The sequence below is a fragment of the Streptomyces sp. NPDC093801 genome, assembly GCF_040701585.1.
Classification (GTDB): domain Bacteria; phylum Actinomycetota; class Actinomycetes; order Streptomycetales; family Streptomycetaceae; genus Streptomyces.
Map to the genome: position 1 here is coordinate 195961 of NZ_JBFBDP010000008.1, position 15493 is coordinate 211453.

At 74.4% G+C, this 15493-nt stretch carries 15 protein-coding genes; 10 read left to right on the plus strand and 5 right to left on the minus strand.

The window, feature by feature from the left end; all coding sequences use genetic code 11:
- The first annotated feature begins 67 nt into the window (after positions 1-67).
- The 4 genes from AB0469_RS11415 (at position 68) to AB0469_RS11430 (ending at position 3988) form a co-directional block, all read left to right on the plus strand.
- Positions 68-1228 (plus strand): DegT/DnrJ/EryC1/StrS family aminotransferase, encoded by a 1161-nt coding sequence (locus AB0469_RS11415; protein ID WP_366451107.1) that lies wholly within the window; start codon positions 68-70, stop codon positions 1226-1228.
- On the plus strand, positions 1225-2304 hold the full coding sequence (locus tag AB0469_RS11420; protein WP_366451108.1) for a Gfo/Idh/MocA family oxidoreductase: 1080 nt from the start codon (positions 1225-1227) through the stop codon (positions 2302-2304). Before AB0469_RS11415 ends, AB0469_RS11420 begins: the two co-directional genes overlap by 4 nt.
- Positions 2305-2382: 78 nt before the next feature.
- A complete protein-coding gene (locus AB0469_RS11425; RefSeq protein WP_366451109.1) occupies positions 2383-3075 on the plus strand; it encodes an HAD-IA family hydrolase in 693 nt (230 codons plus the stop codon).
- 13 nt (positions 3076-3088) lie between these two features.
- Complete coding sequence (locus AB0469_RS11430) at positions 3089-3988, plus strand: ROK family protein (RefSeq protein ID WP_366451110.1); 900 nt, start codon at positions 3089-3091, stop codon at positions 3986-3988.
- Between the two features lie 63 nt (positions 3989-4051).
- Here AB0469_RS11430 and AB0469_RS11435 read toward each other — a convergent pair whose 3' ends face one another.
- Entirely contained in the window at positions 4052-5686 is a 1635-nt protein-coding gene (locus AB0469_RS11435) for a bifunctional 3-(3-hydroxy-phenyl)propionate/3-hydroxycinnamic acid hydroxylase (RefSeq protein WP_366451111.1), read from the minus strand.
- A gap of 456 nt (positions 5687-6142) precedes the next feature.
- Between AB0469_RS11435 and AB0469_RS11440 the strand changes: the two genes are divergently transcribed.
- Together AB0469_RS11440 and AB0469_RS11445 are read left to right on the plus strand one after the other, a co-directional pair.
- A complete protein-coding gene (locus tag AB0469_RS11440; protein ID WP_366451112.1) occupies positions 6143-6943 on the plus strand; it encodes an alpha/beta fold hydrolase in 801 nt (266 codons plus the stop codon).
- A 1-nt stretch (position 6944) separates the two neighbouring features.
- Positions 6945-8282, plus strand: a complete 1338-nt coding sequence (locus AB0469_RS11445; RefSeq protein WP_366451113.1) for a cation:proton antiporter — start codon at positions 6945-6947, stop codon at positions 8280-8282.
- 68 nt (positions 8283-8350) lie between these two features.
- Here AB0469_RS11445 and AB0469_RS11450 read toward each other — a convergent pair whose 3' ends face one another.
- Entirely contained in the window at positions 8351-9664 is a 1314-nt protein-coding gene (locus AB0469_RS11450) for a LuxR C-terminal-related transcriptional regulator (protein WP_366451114.1), read from the minus strand.
- 321 nt (positions 9665-9985) lie between these two features.
- Between AB0469_RS11450 and AB0469_RS11455 the strand changes: the two genes are divergently transcribed.
- The gene (locus AB0469_RS11455; RefSeq protein ID WP_366451115.1) at positions 9986-10432 is read left to right on the plus strand and encodes a type II 3-dehydroquinate dehydratase; all 447 of its coding nucleotides are present in this window, start codon (positions 9986-9988) and stop codon (positions 10430-10432) included.
- A gap of 50 nt (positions 10433-10482) precedes the next feature.
- Here AB0469_RS11455 and AB0469_RS11460 read toward each other — a convergent pair whose 3' ends face one another.
- Positions 10483-10908, minus strand: coding sequence for a nuclear transport factor 2 family protein (locus tag AB0469_RS11460; RefSeq protein ID WP_366451116.1), 426 nt, complete (start codon positions 10906-10908; stop codon positions 10483-10485).
- A 104-nt stretch (positions 10909-11012) separates the two neighbouring features.
- Here AB0469_RS11460 and AB0469_RS11465 point away from each other — a divergent pair, with 104 nt between their 5' ends.
- Both AB0469_RS11465 and AB0469_RS11470 read left to right on the plus strand, forming a co-directional pair.
- A complete protein-coding gene (locus tag AB0469_RS11465; protein WP_366451117.1) occupies positions 11013-11582 on the plus strand; it encodes a PadR family transcriptional regulator in 570 nt (189 codons plus the stop codon).
- Positions 11569-12342 carry an SGNH/GDSL hydrolase family protein gene (locus tag AB0469_RS11470; protein WP_366451118.1) on the plus strand — a complete coding sequence of 258 codons (774 nt, stop codon included), beginning with the start codon at positions 11569-11571 and terminating at the stop codon, positions 12340-12342. Before AB0469_RS11465 ends, AB0469_RS11470 begins: the two co-directional genes overlap by 14 nt.
- Here AB0469_RS11470 and AB0469_RS11475 read toward each other — a convergent pair whose 3' ends face one another.
- Positions 12343-13128 carry a VOC family protein gene (locus AB0469_RS11475; protein WP_366451119.1) on the minus strand — a complete coding sequence of 262 codons (786 nt, stop codon included), beginning with the start codon at positions 13126-13128 and terminating at the stop codon, positions 12343-12345.
- 177 nt (positions 13129-13305) lie between these two features.
- On the opposite strand from AB0469_RS11475, the gene AB0469_RS11480 reads away from it, so the two are divergent.
- A complete protein-coding gene (locus tag AB0469_RS11480) occupies positions 13306-14139 on the plus strand; it encodes a sulfurtransferase (protein WP_366451120.1) in 834 nt (277 codons plus the stop codon).
- Positions 14140-14183: 44 nt separating this feature from the next.
- On the opposite strand, the gene sepH is transcribed toward AB0469_RS11480, so the two are convergent.
- Entirely contained in the window at positions 14184-15209 is a 1026-nt protein-coding gene (gene sepH / locus AB0469_RS11485; RefSeq protein WP_366451121.1) for a septation protein SepH, read from the minus strand.
- Between the last annotated feature and the right edge of the window lie 284 nt (positions 15210-15493).

Sequence of the window (15493 nt, forward strand, 5' to 3'; positions counted from 1 at the left end):
AATCCAGCTAATTTCGACGCCCGCTCCGCATCTCGCGTCGAGCCGCATCCATTTCCTCTGGAGAAACATGAACGCGCGACAGGCACCGGAATTCCCCCAGTGGCCCCAGTACGACGACGACGAGCGGGAAGGCCTCATCCGCGCCCTTGAGCAGGGCCAGTGGTGGCGCATGGGCGGGAGCGAGGTCGACTCCTTCGAGCAGGAGTTCGCCGAGCACCACGGCGCCCCCCACGCCCTCGCCGTCACCAACGGCACCCACGCCCTCGAACTGGCCCTCCAGGTCCTCGGCGTCGGCCCGGGCTCCGAGGTCATCGTCCCCGCCTTCACGTTCATCTCGTCCTCCCAGGCCGCCCAGCGCCTCGGCGCCGTCGCCGTCCCCGTCGACGTCGACGAGCACACCTTCAACATCGACGTCGCCCGCGCCGCGGACGCCGTGACCCCGCGCACCCGGGCGATCATGCCGGTCCACATGGCCGGCTTCCTCGCCGACATGGACGCCCTCGACAAGCTCTCCGCCGACACCGGCGTCCCCCTCGTCCAGGACGCCGCGCACGCCCACGGCGCCCGCTGGCAGGGCAAGCGCGTCGGCGAGCTCGGCTCGGTCGCCGCCTTCAGCTTCCAGAACGGCAAGCTGATGACCGCCGGCGAGGGCGGCGCCGTCCTGTTCCCCGACGCGGAGACGTACGAGAACGCCTTCCTGCGCCACAGCTGCGGCCGCCCCAGGACCGACCGCCGCTACCTCCACTCCATCGCCGGCTCCAACCTGCGGATGAACGAGTTCTCGGCCTCGGTGCTGCGCGCCCAGCTGCGCCGCCTCGACGGCCAGATCGCCACCCGCCACGAGCGCTGGGCCCAGCTGTCCGGCCTGCTCGACTCCATCGACGGCGTGGTCCCGCAGCGCGGCGACGAGCGCACCGACGTCCCCTCGCACTACATGGCGATGTTCCGGGTGCCCGGCATCTCCGAGGAGAAGCGCAACGCCCTCGTCGACCGCCTGGTGGAGATCGGCGTACCGGCCTTCGCGGGCTTCCGCGCGATCTACCGCACCGACGCCTTCTGGGAGATCGGTGCGCCCGACACCACCCCCGAGGAACTCGCCCGGCGCTGCCCCCACTCCGACGCCCTCAGCCAGGACTGCATCTGGCTGCACCACCGCGTGCTGCTCGCGAGCGAAGGGGACATCCAGCGCACGGCCGAGATCATCGCCGACGTCGTGGGCGCCGCATGAGCGTCCGGGTCGCCGTCGTCGGCCTCGGCTGGGCGGGCCGGGAACTGTGGCTGCCCCTGCTGAGCGAGCACGCCGACTTCGAGGTCGTGGCGGTCGTCGACACCCGGCCGGAAGCCCGCGAGGCCTTCGGCGGGGTGGCGGGCCTGCCCGTGTACTCGACGGTCGAGGCGCTCAGCCCCCGGTCGGTCGACCTCGCCGTCGTCGCCGTCCCCAACTTCCTGCACGCAGAGGTCGCCGCGGCCCTGCTCGGCCGGGGCGTCTCCGTCTTCCTGGAGAAGCCGGTCTGCCTGACCTCCGCCGAGGCCGACGCCCTGGCCGCCGCCGAGCACCGGGGCGGCGCCATGCTGCTGGCCGGCAGCGCCGCCCCGTACCGCGCCGACGTCGGCGCCCTCGCGGAGGTGCTGCCCGGCCTCGGCCGCATCCGGCACGTCGACCTGGCCTGGGTACGGGCCCGCGGGGTCCCGCAGGCCGGCGGCTGGTTCACCCAGCGCAGCAAGGCCGGCGGCGGGGTCCTGCTCGACCTGGGCTGGCACCTCCTCGACACCCTCGCCTCCCTGCTCGGCCCGGCCCGCTTCGCACAGGTCGTCGGCGTCACGGCCAACGACTTCGTCAACGCAGGCTCCTGGAGCGCCGCCTGGCGCCACGACCGGCCCGCCGCCGCGGCGGCGGGAGACGTCGAGGACACCGCCCGCGGCTTCCTCGTACGCGAGGACGGGGTCTCCGTCTCGCTGCACGCCAGCTGGGCCTCGCACGAGGCGCGGGACGTGACCCGCATCCAGGTCGTGGGCGGCGAGGGCTCCGCCGAGCTCAGCTGCACCTTCGGCTTCAGCCCCAACCGCCGGCCCTCGGAGCTGACCCTCACCCGGGAGGGCGCCACCACCCCGGTGCCGGTGCCCGACGAGCCGGTCGGCAACGAGTACCGGCGCCAGCTGGACCGTCTGGCCGCCGTCCTCGCCGACCCCCTCAACCGGGGGCGGGCCATCGGTGAGGCCCGGACGACGGTCGGCGTCATCGAGGACTTCTACGCGTCGGCCCTGTCCGCACGCACCCCCGACGCCGTGCCCGCCTACCGGTAGGGCACGGCGCGACCGGCGGCCGACCCCGGCCGCACCACCGGTTCCCACAGGACCAGCACACCCACGGGATGGCATCACGTGACACTTGCAACGGTAGGAACAGCGGAGACGGGCACGCTCCCGGCGGTCCGGCGCGCCGTGATCTTCGACCTCGACGGGGTCATCGTCGACAGCTTCGCGGTGATGGAGGAGGCGTTCGCCATCGCCTACCGGGAGGTCGTCGGCGAGGGCGAGGCGCCCTTCGAGGAGTACCGGCGCCACCAGGGCCGCTACTTCCCCGACATCATGCGGATCATGGGCCTCCCGCTGGAGATGGAGGAGCCCTTCGTCCGCGAGAGCTACCGGCTCGCCCCCCAGGTGCCGGTCTTCGACGGCATCGGCGAACTGCTGCCGGCCCTGCGCGCCCGCGGGTTCAAGCTGGCGGTGGCCACCGGCAAGGCGGGGGAGCGGGCCCGCTCCCTGCTCGACGAGCTGGGCCTGCTGTCCTTCTTCGACCACGTCATCGGCTCGGACGAGGTCGCCCGCCCCAAGCCCGCCCCCGACATCGTGGAGCACGCCCTCGCGCTGCTGGGGCTGTCCCCGGACGAGGCCGTCATGGTCGGCGACGCGCCGACCGACATCGCCAGCGCCCGCGGCGCCGGCGTGGCCTCGGCCGCCGCGCTGTGGGCGGAGGTGGACGACGAGGAGGCCCTGCTGGCCTCCGGGCCGGGCACCGTCCTGCACCGCCCCGCCGAACTGCTGGCCCTGTGCCCGGCCGTGCCCCGCGTCTGAGGGACACCACGGCATGCGGCAGGCACATCACCTCGGTGTCGACATCGGGGGCACCAAGGTCGCCTTCCGGGCGGAGGCGGGCGGGCGGTGCGTCGACGAGTCCTCCTTCCGCTGGGACCCGCGGCACAGCGCCGAGCGGGACCTGGAGCGGCTCGCCCGCCACGTGGGCGAGCTGCGCGGGAGGCTCGCGGGACCGCTGCGGGCGGTCGGCGTCGCGATGCCCGGGACGGTCGGGCCGGACGGCCGGGTCACCGCCTGGCCCAGCCGGCCCGAATGGAACGGCCTCGACCTGGACGGGGCGCTGCGCGCCCTGTTCCCCGGAGCGGCCACCGCCCGGGCCGACGACGGCGACCTCGGCGCCCTCGCCGAGGCCCGGGTGTCCGGCTGCGAGGACCTGCTCTACCTCGGGGTGGGTACCGGCATCGGCGGCGGGTTCGTCCTGCGGGGCGGGCTGTGCCCCGGCCCCGACCGGGGCTCGTTCGAACTCGGGCACGTGATCGTCGAGCTGGACGGCGCCCCCTGCCTCTGCGGCCGCCGCGGCTGCCTCCAGGCCCTCGCCTCCGGGCCGGCCACCCTCGACCGCGCGGCCCTGCTGCGCGGAGCGCCCGTCGCCTTCGAAGAGCTGGTGCGGGGGCTGGACGAGGGGCGGTCCTGGGCGGTCGCCGCCGTCGACCGGACCAGCAGGGCCCTGGCCGCCGCGGTGTCGGGGGTCCAGGAGCTGCTCCACCCCCGGCTCGTCGTGGTCGGCGGGGGATTCGCGGCGGGCGTACCCGGGATCGTCACCGGGGTCGGCGCCCACCTCGCCGCGCTGTCCCGCCCGGGCCAGTCCCCGCCGGCGGTACGGCCGGCCGCCCTCGGCGGCCTGTCCTCCCTCCACGGCGCCCTGGCCCTGGCCCGCTTGACGGCCCCCTGACCCGCGGGCACCGCCGCCGCGCGGCCCCGGCGCCCGCCGGCCGGCCGGCGGGCGGGGGAGCCGTCAGCGGGGGGCGCCGGCCGGGAGCGCGGTGCGCAGGGCGGCCCGGAGGTCGTCGACCAGTGCAGCGGCGCCCTCCGGGCCGGCCGCGGCGCCGAAGACGTGGTAGTCCGGGCGGACCAGCAGCGACGTCGCCCCGAACCCCGCCAGGTACGGCCCGTAGACCCCGTCCGCGTCGGTCACGCCGATCACGTCGGACCCGCCGTCCGCGTACGCCTCCTGCCCGGGCGGCAGCAGCCGCACCACCCGGGCGTCCAGCTCCTCCAGGAAGGCGAGCCGCTCCCCGTCGAGCCCCGTGTGCGCGTCGTCCGTGGTCAGCAGGACGAAACCGCGGCCGACGACCTCGTCGAACAGCCCGACCGGCCCGCCCGGCCGCGCCACCCGCCCCTGCGGTACGACGGCACCCGCCGCCGGCTCCGCCTCCTGCGCCCCGGACCGCCGTCGCAGCAGCCCGCCCGTCAGCGGCTTCGCCGGCTCCGGCCGGGCCGCCGGCCGGCCGCGCCGGTTGGCCAGGACGGTGGCGTCCCGCTCCGCGGCGGCCGCCGGATCCGTCACGCAGATCACCCGGCCCAGCTGCACCGACGCCAGGATCGCCTCCCTGGCCTGCGCCCGCCGTTCCTCCGTGTAGGTGTCCAGCAGGGACTCGGGGGCCAGGCCGCGCAGGGTCAGGTCCAGCTTCCAGGCCAGGTTGACGACGTCCCGGACGCCCGAGCACATGCCCTGACCGGCGAAGGGCGGCATGAGGTGGGCCGCGTCGCCGGCCAGCAGGACGTGCCCCACCCGCCACTGGTCGGCCCAGCGCGCCTGGAAGATGTACGTGGTGCTGCGCAGCAGGGTCGCCGTCGCGGGGGTGACGCCGAAGGGAGCCAGCAGCCGCCAGGCCGTCTCCTCCCGGCCCAGTTCGGCGGCGCTCTCGCCGGGCAGCCGCATGAACTCCCAGCGCCGCCGCCCCGGTCCGCTGGCCACCACGGTCGTGGGCCGGGCCGGGTCGCACACCTGCACGTTCGTCGGGGTGAACTCGCGCGGCTCGCGCAGCTCGACGTCGCAGAGCAGCCACTCGTACGAGAACCCGAGGTCGGTGACGGGGACGTCCAGGTGCTCGCGGACGAAGCTGTTGGCGCCGTCGCAGCCGACCACCCACCGCGCGGAGACGACGTGCGCGGCGTCGTCGTCGGTGGTGGCCGTCACCTCCACCCGCCCCTCGCCGTCGGCGATCCCCACGACCTCGTGACCGCGCAGCACGGTGATCCCGTCGAGTGCCCGCGCCTCGGCGGCGATCAGGTCCTCCAGCGCCGGCTGGTGCATCGTGTTGGCGTCCGGCCAGCCGTAGGGGCCCGCGCCGGTGAACCCGATGTCCAGCAGCACCGCCCCGGCGGCCGTCTGCCACTGGTAGCCGTTGGCCGGTTCCGTCACCCGGCCCAGCCCCGGTCCGATGCCGGTCGCGGCGAGGAGGCGGGCGGTCTCCCCGTCGAAGCTGGTGGCGCGCGGCAGCCGGTACGGCCTGGGCCGGCGTTCGAGGACCGTGACCCGCCAGCCGCGCCGGGCCAGCAGCACCGACAGGGTGGCGCCGACGGGGCCGTTGCCCACGATGACGACGTCCGTGTCCGTCGCATTCGAGTACGTGTCGTGCGTTCGCATGTCGGCCTCGTGCCCCTACTCGAGAATTCCGCCCCTGGAAAATCGCCAGAAGAGTATTTTCGCCGGTACGGGCGTGTCAAAGGATCCGCAAAGGACTATCAGGTCGAGGGATGCGGACCCGGACAACCCCTCCGGACGTCCCGTGGACGCACCGCGCCGGCCCCACCCGGGCCGGCCGGATCCCGCTCAAGCCCGGCTGAAGTCCCGCCCGTTGCGCCACCGGCCCATCAGACCGGGGGATACCCGTCCGGCAACGCCCGTCGTACGCTCGTGGGCATCGGGAGGACGCAGTCGGCCCTGGTGGCGCCGGAGGGGGCCGGCCGGAGCAAGGCGGCGTGTCCGCGGTGGCATTCACGGGGGGTGCGGCCTATCAGATCGGGGGATGTCCGGGTGCGGCAGGCCGCCCTACGCTTTTGAGGGACAATGCAAGGCTATTCCTGAAAGGAATTCCCGGTCGTGTCTCAATCAGCGGAAAAATTCAGGAAATGGGTCCGCAGATCCCATCCGGCGCCGCAGGCGAGGACCCGCCTGCTCTGCCTGCCGCACGCCGGCGGCTCGGCGAGCTTCTACTTCCCGGTGTCCCGGGCGCTCGCGCCCGCGGTGGAGGTCCTTGCGGTCCAGTACCCCGGCCGGCAGGACCGGCGCCACGAGCCGAACGTCCCCGACCTGCACACCATGGCGGACCGGATCTTCCACGCGGTCCGCGACCTCGACGACAAGCCCCTGGCGCTGTTCGGGCACAGCATGGGCGCCGTCCTCGCCTACGAGGTGGCGCTGCGCATGCAGGACGCCGGACTCCCCGCGCCCGCACGGGTCTTCACCTCAGGCCGGCGCGCCCCCTCCTGCCTGCGTGACGAGCGGATCCACGCCGAGTCCGACGAACAGCTCGTCGCCGAACTCCGCAAGCTCAGCGGCACCGCCGACACCATGCTGACGGATCCCGAACTGCTGGAAATGATCATGCCGGCCATCCGAAGCGACTACCGCGCCGTCGAGACGTACGCCCACGACCCCGGCCGCAGGCTCGACTGCCCGGTGACGGTACTCACCGGGGACAGCGACCCCCGTGTCACGGTCGAGGAGGCGGCGGCCTGGGAACACCACACCTCCGGCCCCACCGACCTCCACGTCTACCCCGGGGGCCACTTCTACCTCGCCGAGCCGCGGGAGAGCGCGCTGGTGATCGGCCTCCTGCGGGAGCTCCTGGCCGCGCAGGGCGCCCAAGGGCCGGCGCCGGCCCGAGCGGCGGTGGCGTGAGATGGTCCTGAGCGCGGCACCCGTGCCCACCATCGCCCACCACTCCCTGCTGGTGCTCCTGCTCCAGCTGGCCCTGCTCCTCCTCCTGGCCCTGGCCCTGGGACAGCTGGCCGCCCGCTTCAAGATGCCCGCGATCGTCGGCGAGCTGTTCGCGGGGGTCCTCGTCGGCCCCTCGGTCCTCGGCCACCTCCTGCCCGGCTTCTCCGACTGGCTGCTGCCCAGGCAGCCCGAGCAGATGCACCTGCTGGACGCCGTCGGCCAGCTGGGCGTCCTGCTGCTCGTCGGAATCACCGGCATGGAGCTGAAGTTCGACCTCGTCAAGCGGCGGGGCACCACCGCGGTCCGGGTGAGCCTCGCCGGTCTGCTGCTGCCCCTGGGCCTCGGCGTCGCCACCGGCTTCCTGCTGCCCGCCTCGCTCCTGCCGGGCGGCACCGACCAGACGGTCTTCGCCCTGTTCCTCGGCGTGGCCCTGTGCGTCAGCGCGATCCCCGTCATCGCGAAGACGCTGATGGACATGAACCTGCTGCATCGCGAGGTCGGCCAACTGACCCTCGCCTCGGGCGTGATCGACGACGTCATCGGCTGGTTCCTGCTCTCCATCGTCTCGGCGATGGCCACGGCCGGACTGACCACCGGCAAGATTGCCGCCTCCCTGCTCTACCCGGTGGGCGTGGTGCTCGTCGCCTTCCTGGTGGGCCGGCCCCTGGTACGGCTCGCCCTGCGGGCGGCCAACAGGTCTCCCCAGGCCGGCCCGACCGTCGCCGTGGCGGCCCTGTCCGTCCTGCTCGGCTCGGCGGGCACCCACGCGCTGGGGCTGGAAGCCGTCTTCGGCGCCTTCGTCTCCGGCGTGCTGATCAGCACCAGCGGCGAGCTGGACCCGGAGAAGCTGGCCCCGCTGCGCACCACGGTGCTGGCCTTCCTCGCGCCGGTCTACTTCGCCACGGCCGGACTGCGGATGGACCTGACCGCACTGGCGCGGCCCGCCGTCCTGGTCACGGCCGTCGCCGTGCTGGCCGTGGCCGTCCTCGGCAAGTTCGTCGGCGCGTACATCGGGGCGAAGCTGAGCGGGCTCAACCGGTGGGAGGCCCTCGCGCTCGGCGCCGGGATGAACTCCCGCGGCGTGATCGAGGTGATCGTGGCGATGGTGGGCCTGCGGCTCGGCATCCTCGGCGCCGAGACGTACACCGTCATCATCCTGGTGGCCATCGTGACCTCCCTCATGGCGCCGCCCATCCTCCGCGCCGCCATGGCGCGGGTCGAGGAACGGGCGGAGAACGAGATGGTCCTGGGCAGCGGCGGAGGGCGCGGCCTGACGCCCTCGCCGGCCGCCAAGGTCTGAGGACGCGGCGCCGTCCCCGTGTGATCGCGGACCGGCGGGACGGCGCCGCGCCGGGGCCGCCCCGGGCGTCAGCCGACGTTCGCGAGCTCGGGCGCCGCGTTCGAGACCCTGCTCCAGGTGCGCGTCAGTTCCACCCGGGACGCCACGTTCATCTTGCGGAAGATCTTCTTCAGGTGGAAGGCCACGGTGTGCCCCGAGATGAACAGGTGCTCTCCCACCTGGGAGTTGGTGAACCCCTGGCTGACCAGCTCCGCCACGGCCGTCTCCGTGACGGTGAGGGAGCCGGTGCTCGTCCCGTCCTGGCTGCCGTACTGCGGATAGCGCCCGCGCCGCACCCCGAGGGAGCGCAGCTTGCTGACGACCCTGCGCGCGTCGCGCGGGGCGGCCGAGTTCGAGTATCCGTCCACGGCCCGTTCCAGCACCTCGACGGCCCGCTCCCGCTCCCGGTCCACCTCGCAGAGGAGGCTCCCGGCGTCCTCGTAGGCGGAGGCGCCGGCCCACACGTCCAGGTGCGACCGGGCGGCGGCGATGAGCCGTTCGGGGTCCTCCTCCAGCAGCCCGTCGGCGTGCATTCCCGCCGCCTCGACCGACCGGAGCCCGCCGTTGCGCTCGGCCAGCCGGGCCGCCTCGGCGCCCGCCCGCCGGGCGAGGGCCTCGTCGCCCAGGTTCCGTCCGGCCCGTACGAGCCAGGAGGCGGCGGCGGGCTGCGAGGACAGCAGGTCCAGGAGGAGCTGGTCGTCCGTGATGATGCCCACGATGAGGTGCTCGGCGCTCTTCGCGCCGCCCTGTACCTCCAGGTACTGGGCCGCGGCCCAGGCGCACTGGCTGGGCCGGTCGGCCGTCCGCCCGAGGAGGGCGTCCTCGCGCAGCTGGTTGACGAAGTCCAGGCTGGTGCTCATGTTGCCCTGCCGCAGTGCGCTGAGCGCCAGGACGGTGTGCGCCTCGGGGAGCAGACAGGCGAGGTCGGCCTCCTGGGCCTTGAGCACGCCCCTGCCCGCCAGGTCGGCGGCCGAGTCGACGTCGCCCCGGGTGAACGCGAGGTCCGCCGTGCACGTCAGCGACGCCGCCACCAGCCCGTCGGGGTGGGAGGCGGTGGCCGCCAGCTCGTCCACGCCGCCGAGCACCCGCGCGCCGGAGGCCAGTTCGCGGATCCTGACCAGCAGCGCGGAATGCCAGACCATGGCCGGCCCCGTGCAGGCGCCGGGACAGGAGGACTCCCTGCGGGCGGCCGCCGCGGCCAGCCGTACGGCCTCCTCGAGGTCCCCGCGCGACCAGGCCGAAAACGACAGCTCGGCCAGCCGCACCGTCTCGCAGGATCCGCTCTCGCAGGTGCGCAGGACGGAGAGGACCGGTGGCAGGAAGCGAGTCACGGAATCGGGCATTACGTCTCCTGTCATCGGATCATCCGTCGCGCCGCGTCCGCCCTCGTGGGGAACGGCGGACGCCCGGCTCATGATTCAGTACCGGTCCGGCGGGCAAAGGAGATTTCCGCCCGGCTTCGAGCGCCGGTCGAGACGGCCCCGGGGTCCCCGAAGCGTGATCATTCGTGCGGTGTCCGAACGGATCGGACGCGGAGTCAAGTGGTTCCCCGGCCGTCCTCCGCCGCCGCGGGACTATCAGTCCTGATGATGGCGTGCGCCCCGGACCCCGGACAGCATGGGGAGGACCCGGTCCCCCGACAGCCAACAGCGAGGTGTTGTCCCGTGAGCGTCGTGCTTCTCCTGAACGGTCCGAACCTGGGTGTTCTGGGCCGCCGCGAGCCGGAGGTCTACGGCACCGACACGCTGGCCGACATCGAGGCCGCCGTCGCCGACGAGGTGGGCGCCCGGGGCTGGGAGGTCCGCTCCGTCCAGAGCGACTGCGAGGGCGACCTCGTCCGCGCGGTCCACCGGCACTGCGACACCACCGTCGGCGCCATCGTGAACCCCGGCGCCCTCATGATCGCCGGCTGGAGCCTGCGCGACGCCCTCGCGAGCTACACCCCGCCCTGGATCGAGGTCCACCTCAGCAACGTCTGGGCCCGCGAACGCTTCCGCCACGAATCGGTGATCGCCCCCCTGGCCGCCGGCGTGATCGTGGGCCTCGGCTCCTACGGCTACCGCCTGGCCGCGCGCTCCCTCCTGCACCTCGCGGACCGCGCGCCCGCGTAGCCGGCCGTCGGGGGAGCCGCCGGCCGGCCCGGGGCACCCCCGACGGGCGCTCAGGCGGGCCCGGGGGCGAGGCCGTCCTCCACCAGCCCGGCCAGGACCGCCTGGCCCAGGGCGTGCACGGCGGACTGCGGCCGGACCATCACGGTGAACTCCTTGATCCGGCCCTCCCCGTCGAACTGCAGCTGGTCGATCCCGTGGATCTGCCGGCCCGCCACCAGCGCCCGGAAGGGCAGGACCACCGTCGGGGCGGCCTCTCCGTCCGCGCTGGTCTCGACCTCCCCCTCCAGGCGCCCCAGGTAGCGCAGGTCCTCGAAGGTGCGCAGCAGGACCCCGAACAGGCCCATGACCATCGCCCTGCCCTCGAACGGGACGAACTTCACCGGGCTGTAGAGGCGGACGTCGTCCGTGAACAGCTCCTCCAGCGCGGCGAGGTCGCGCTCCTCCACGGCGGCGCGGAAGCGTTCGGCAGTCTCCATGACCCCTCCTGGGATTCCTCGGTGACGTCGGATAGTCAACAATCTGACTAGTCACTTTCTTGAGTATGATGCCGAGGCGCACGAGGAAAGGGAAGGGGCCCGGCATGGCACTGCGGCACGCGGTCCTGGCGGCGCTGCTCGACGACGAGTACAGCGGCTACCAGCTGGCGAAGGCCTTCGACATCAGCGTCGCCAACTTCTGGCACGCCCTGCCCCAGCAGCTCTACGCCGAGCTGGCCCGGCTGGAGGCGGACGGGCTGGTCGCGGGCCGGGAGGTGGTCCAGGAGACCCGTCCCAACAAGCGCCTCTTCCGGGTCACCGACGCCGGGCGCGCCGAGCTGGAGCGGTTCGCCGGGGCCGCGTCCAAGCCGTCCTTCATCCGCGACGACCTCCTCGTCAAGGTCCAGACCGCCGACCGCGTCGGGACCGGTCCCGTCATCGAGCAGCTGGAGCGGCGGGCGGCCGCCGCCGAGGCCAAGCTCGAACTCCTCGGCAAGCTCCTGCACCACATGCGCGGCGACACGGACGAGGCGGAGTACCTCCTGCGGGGCGAGCGCGTCGGGCGGTACCTGACCTGCCTGCGCGGCCTGGCCTTCGAGCGGGAGCACCGGGACTGGTGCCTGCGGACCGCGGCCGTACTACGCGAAAGGCAGCGGACCCGTGCGGAACGGTGAACCCCTGCGCTACGTCGCCCTGGGCGACAGCCAGACCGAGGGAGTCGGCGACGGCGACGACACGGCGGGCCTGCGCGGCTTCGCCGACCGCCTCGCCGAACACCTCGCGGCGGCCCACCCGGGCCTGCTCTACGCCAACCTCGCCGTCCGCGGCCGGCTCGCCGGCCAGGTCCGCGCGGGACAGCTCGGCCCGGCCCTGGAGCTGGAGCCCCACGTGGCCACGGTCGTGGCCGGGGTCAACGACCTGCTCCCGCCCCGGTTCGACGCCGCCGAGGTGGCCGGGGAGCTGGAGGAGATGTTCGCCGCACTGACCGGCGCCGGGGCCCGGGTGGCCACCGCGACCATCCCCGACGTGGCCCGGATCGCGCCGGTGGCCCGGCCGCTGCGCCCGCGCGTGGAGGAGCTCAACGCCCGCGTCCGCGCCGCCGCCGCGCGCCACGGGGTCGTGGTAGCCGAGACCGCCCGGGCGGCCGTGGCGACCGACCCGCGCATGTGGAGCACCGACCGGCTCCACGCGAGCCCCCTCGGCCACGCCCGGATCGCCGCCGCCCTGGCCGAGGCCCTCGCCCTGCCCGGCTCCGACGACACCTGGCGGAGCCCCCTGCCGCGCCGGCCGCCCCGTACCGCAGCCCGGACGGTGGCGGCGGAGGTGGGCTGGGCGGCCGGCTTCCTCGGCCCCTGGCTCGGCCGGCGCCTGCGCGGCACCTCCTCCGGCGACGGCCGCACCGCGAAGCGCCCCCTGCCCCTCCCGGTGGCCTAGCTAGGCCCCTTCGGTGGACCGCACCAGGGCGAACACCGCCCCCTCCGGGTCCGCCACCAGGGCCAGCCGCCCCCGGATGCGGTCGCGGGGCGGGCTGAGCACCCGGCCGCCCAGGTCCGTCACCCGGGCGGCCGCCGCGTCGGTGTCGTGGACCTCGAAGTACGTCATCCAGTGCGGCCCCCGGTCGTGCGGCAGCGACCGGCCCACCCCGTGCACCGCGGCCACCGGACGGCCGTCCAGCCGCAGGGTCAGGTAGTCGAAGTCGGCCGAGGCGGCCGGGTGCCGCTCGGCCTCGTGGCCGAAGACGTGCTCGTAGAACTTGCCGACCGTCAGCGTGTCCTGGGTGACCAGCTCGTTCCACACCGGGGTGCCCGGCATTCCGTAGGGCCGCCCGTGTCCCGAGTCCTGCCAGATCCCGAAGATCGCCCCCAGCGGGTCGGCGCAGATCGCCACCCGCCCCTCGGCCCCGGCGTCCATCGGGCCGACCGCCACCGTCCCGCCGCAGGAGCGGATCGCCTCGGCCGCGCAGTCGGCGTCGTCCGTGGCGAAGTACGTCGTCCAGGCGACCGGGAGGTGCCGGTCCGGCGGCATCTCCCCGATGCCGGCCACCTCCTCCCCGCCGAGGATGGCCCGCACGCACGGGCCGAGCTGCGTGGGTCCCGGCTCGTACTCCCAGCCGAACAGGTCGGCGTAGAAGTCCTCGGTCCTCCCGAGGCCGTGCACCATCAGGCTCACCCAGCACGGTGTGCCGGACGGCCGCCGCGAAGCCCCCGCTGCCTCGGTCATGTCAGCAGTCTCCTCCGTCGTGTCCCGAATGACGCCGCTGATGCTTCCACTCCGCGGCGCGCGGCGCGCCCCGACCGGGCCGGACGGCGGGGGCCAGGCCGGAGATGACCGGATCCCTGCGGCCCGTCGGTGTCCGGCGTGTTACACGTGTGCGAGGGCGCGGAGGAAGATGGGCCCATGACTGCGATTCTCTCGGCTCCCGCACTGATGGACGACCTGGCCGCCCCCCGTCCCCCGGTGCTCCTGGACGTCCGCTGGCAGCTGGGCGGCCCCGACCAGCGCCCCGCCTACGAGGCCGGGCACCTGCCCGGCGCCGTGTACGTCGACCTCGACCGCGAACTGGCAGGTCCGCCCGGGTCGGGCGGCCGCCACCCGCTGCCCGACCCGGAGGCCTTCGGCGCCGTGATGCGCCGCGCCGGGGTGCGCGCGGACGAACCCGTGGTCGTGTACGACGGCGGACAGGGCTGGGCGGCCGCCCGCGCCTGGTGGCTGCTGCGCTGGACGGGTCACCCGAACGTGCGAGTCCTGGACGGGGGCCTGGCCGCGTGGACGGCGGCGAGCGGCCCGGTGACCGCCGACGCGCCGACCCCGACCGAGGGCGATTTCAAGCCAAACCCGGGCCTGATCGGCCTGCTGGAGGCCGACGACGCGGCCGCCCTGGCCCGGACGGGACTGCTCCTGGACGCCCGGGCGGGGGAGCGCTACCGGGGCGAGGTCGAGCCCATCGACCCGGTCGGCGGCCACATCCCGGGCGCGGTGTCGGCCCCCACCACCGAGAACACGGGCCCCGACGGCCTCTTCCTGCCGGCGGATACCCTGAGGGCCCGGTTCACGGAGCTGGGCGCCGTGCAGGGTACCGAGGTGGGCGTGTACTGCGGTTCGGGGGTCTCCGGGGCGCACGAGGTGCTCGCGCTGGAGGTGGCGGGGATCCCGGCCGCCCTCTACGCGGGCAGCTGGTCGCACTGGTCCTCGGACCCGCAGCGCCCCGTGGCCACCGGCCCCAACCCCTGACGGACCCCGTCCGGCGGCGCCCCGCCGGGGCGCCGCCGGACGGGCTAGTCCTGCTTCTTGCGCCGGGTCCCGAAGACGATCTCGTCCCAGCTGGGCACCGCCGCGCGGCGCCCCGGCCGGACCCCGTCGGCCTCGGCCTGCCGGTCCGTGGTCCCCGTCAGCCGCTCGCGGTGTCCCGCGACCGTACGGGGCATCAGCACGTCCGCGTACGCCGCGCCGGCGGAGGCCGCCGCGGCCGGGGGCTCCTCCGCCTCGGCCTCCTCGGCCGGGGCGTCGGTCCGCTCCGGGACCACGAGGTCGCCGCGGAAGCTGGGGACCGCCTCCAGGAGGCTGGTCAGCGTGTCCCGTTCCTCCTCGGGCTCCGGCGCCGGCGGGGGAGCGGTCCTGCTGTCGGGCCGCTCGATCGGCCGGTCGAGGGTGCGGTCCAGCGGCCGGTCGCGCGGCAGCCGGGCGATCCTCGGCACGAACGGGAAGCTGGGCTCCGGGGTCGAGGGCAGGTCGTCCGACTCGCCGATCAGCGAGCGGGCCTCGTCGTCCACGGCGACGACCAGCCGGCGCGGCGGGTCGTAGGTCCAGCTCGCGGAGCGGGGCTCGCCCACCACCCGGTAGACCAGCAGGACCTCCCAGGTGCCGTCGTCGCGGCGCCAGGAGTCCCACTGGACGGAGTCCTTGTCGGCCCCGCGCAGCGTGAGCCGCTCCTGCACGGCCTCGCCGAGCTGCGGACCGGTGTTCTCCCCGGGGCGGCGGACGGGGGTCTTGCGGGCCCGCTCGGCCATGAAGGCGCGCTCGGCCAGGACGGGACCCTCGAAGCGGCGGACCCGGTCGACCGGGATGCCGGCGAGCTGCGCGACCTCCTCGGCGGAGGCACCGGCCCGTATGCGGGCCTGGATGTCGCGGGGACGGAGGTGGCTCTCCACCTCGATCTCGATCTGGTTCAGGCGTGCGCGGTCATTGCGCACGGCAGCCCGCAGCCGCTCGTCGATCGGAAGCGTGTACTCCGTGCTGTCCGCAGCCTTGAGCACCAGTCGTGTTCCGTCATTCGAGACGGCCACGACACGCAGTTCGGGCATGGGGACCTCCCGGGTGGTGCCTGCCGACGTCACGTGCGTCGCTGCTTCCGCTAGTCGAGTGTGGCCTGCCCGGGTGCAGCCTGCCACAACCTTGCCGAGTTAAACCGGCGTGTCGGGCATGCGCCCTTGATCGACGTTATGGCACGGTTACCTGTTGGGCACGCACAGTGACCAAATGGTTACTGTGCGCAGCAGGAGCCCGTGCGATACCGCGGCATCACCGGTCTTGAGCGCCGCTTCTCCGTCAGCCGGCCCCCTCTCCCGGGTCCGGGCATCCGAAAGGA

What these genes read in the sequence shown, in the direction of transcription:
- AB0469_RS11415 (WP_366451107.1), top strand. Translation starts at nt 68, where the DNA reads ATGAACGCGCGACAGGCACCGGAATTCCCCCAGTGGCCCCAGTACGAC.
- AB0469_RS11420 (WP_366451108.1), top strand. Translation starts at nt 1,225, where the DNA reads ATGAGCGTCCGGGTCGCCGTCGTCGGCCTCGGCTGGGCGGGCCGGGAA.
- AB0469_RS11430 (WP_366451110.1), top strand. Translation starts at nt 3,089, where the DNA reads ATGCGGCAGGCACATCACCTCGGTGTCGACATCGGGGGCACCAAGGTC.
- AB0469_RS11435 (WP_366451111.1), bottom strand. Translation starts at nt 5,686, where the DNA reads ATGCGAACGCACGACACGTACTCGAATGCGACGGACACGGACGTCGTC.
- AB0469_RS11445 (WP_366451113.1), top strand. Translation starts at nt 6,945, where the DNA reads ATGGTCCTGAGCGCGGCACCCGTGCCCACCATCGCCCACCACTCCCTG.
- AB0469_RS11450 (WP_366451114.1), bottom strand. Translation starts at nt 9,664, where the DNA reads ATGCCCGATTCCGTGACTCGCTTCCTGCCACCGGTCCTCTCCGTCCTG.
- AB0469_RS11460 (WP_366451116.1), bottom strand. Translation starts at nt 10,908, where the DNA reads ATGGAGACTGCCGAACGCTTCCGCGCCGCCGTGGAGGAGCGCGACCTC.
- AB0469_RS11465 (WP_366451117.1), top strand. Translation starts at nt 11,013, where the DNA reads ATGGCACTGCGGCACGCGGTCCTGGCGGCGCTGCTCGACGACGAGTAC.
- AB0469_RS11475 (WP_366451119.1), bottom strand. Translation starts at nt 13,128, where the DNA reads ATGACCGAGGCAGCGGGGGCTTCGCGGCGGCCGTCCGGCACACCGTGC.
- AB0469_RS11480 (WP_366451120.1), top strand. Translation starts at nt 13,306, where the DNA reads ATGACTGCGATTCTCTCGGCTCCCGCACTGATGGACGACCTGGCCGCC.
- sepH (WP_366451121.1), bottom strand. Translation starts at nt 15,209, where the DNA reads ATGCCCGAACTGCGTGTCGTGGCCGTCTCGAATGACGGAACACGACTG.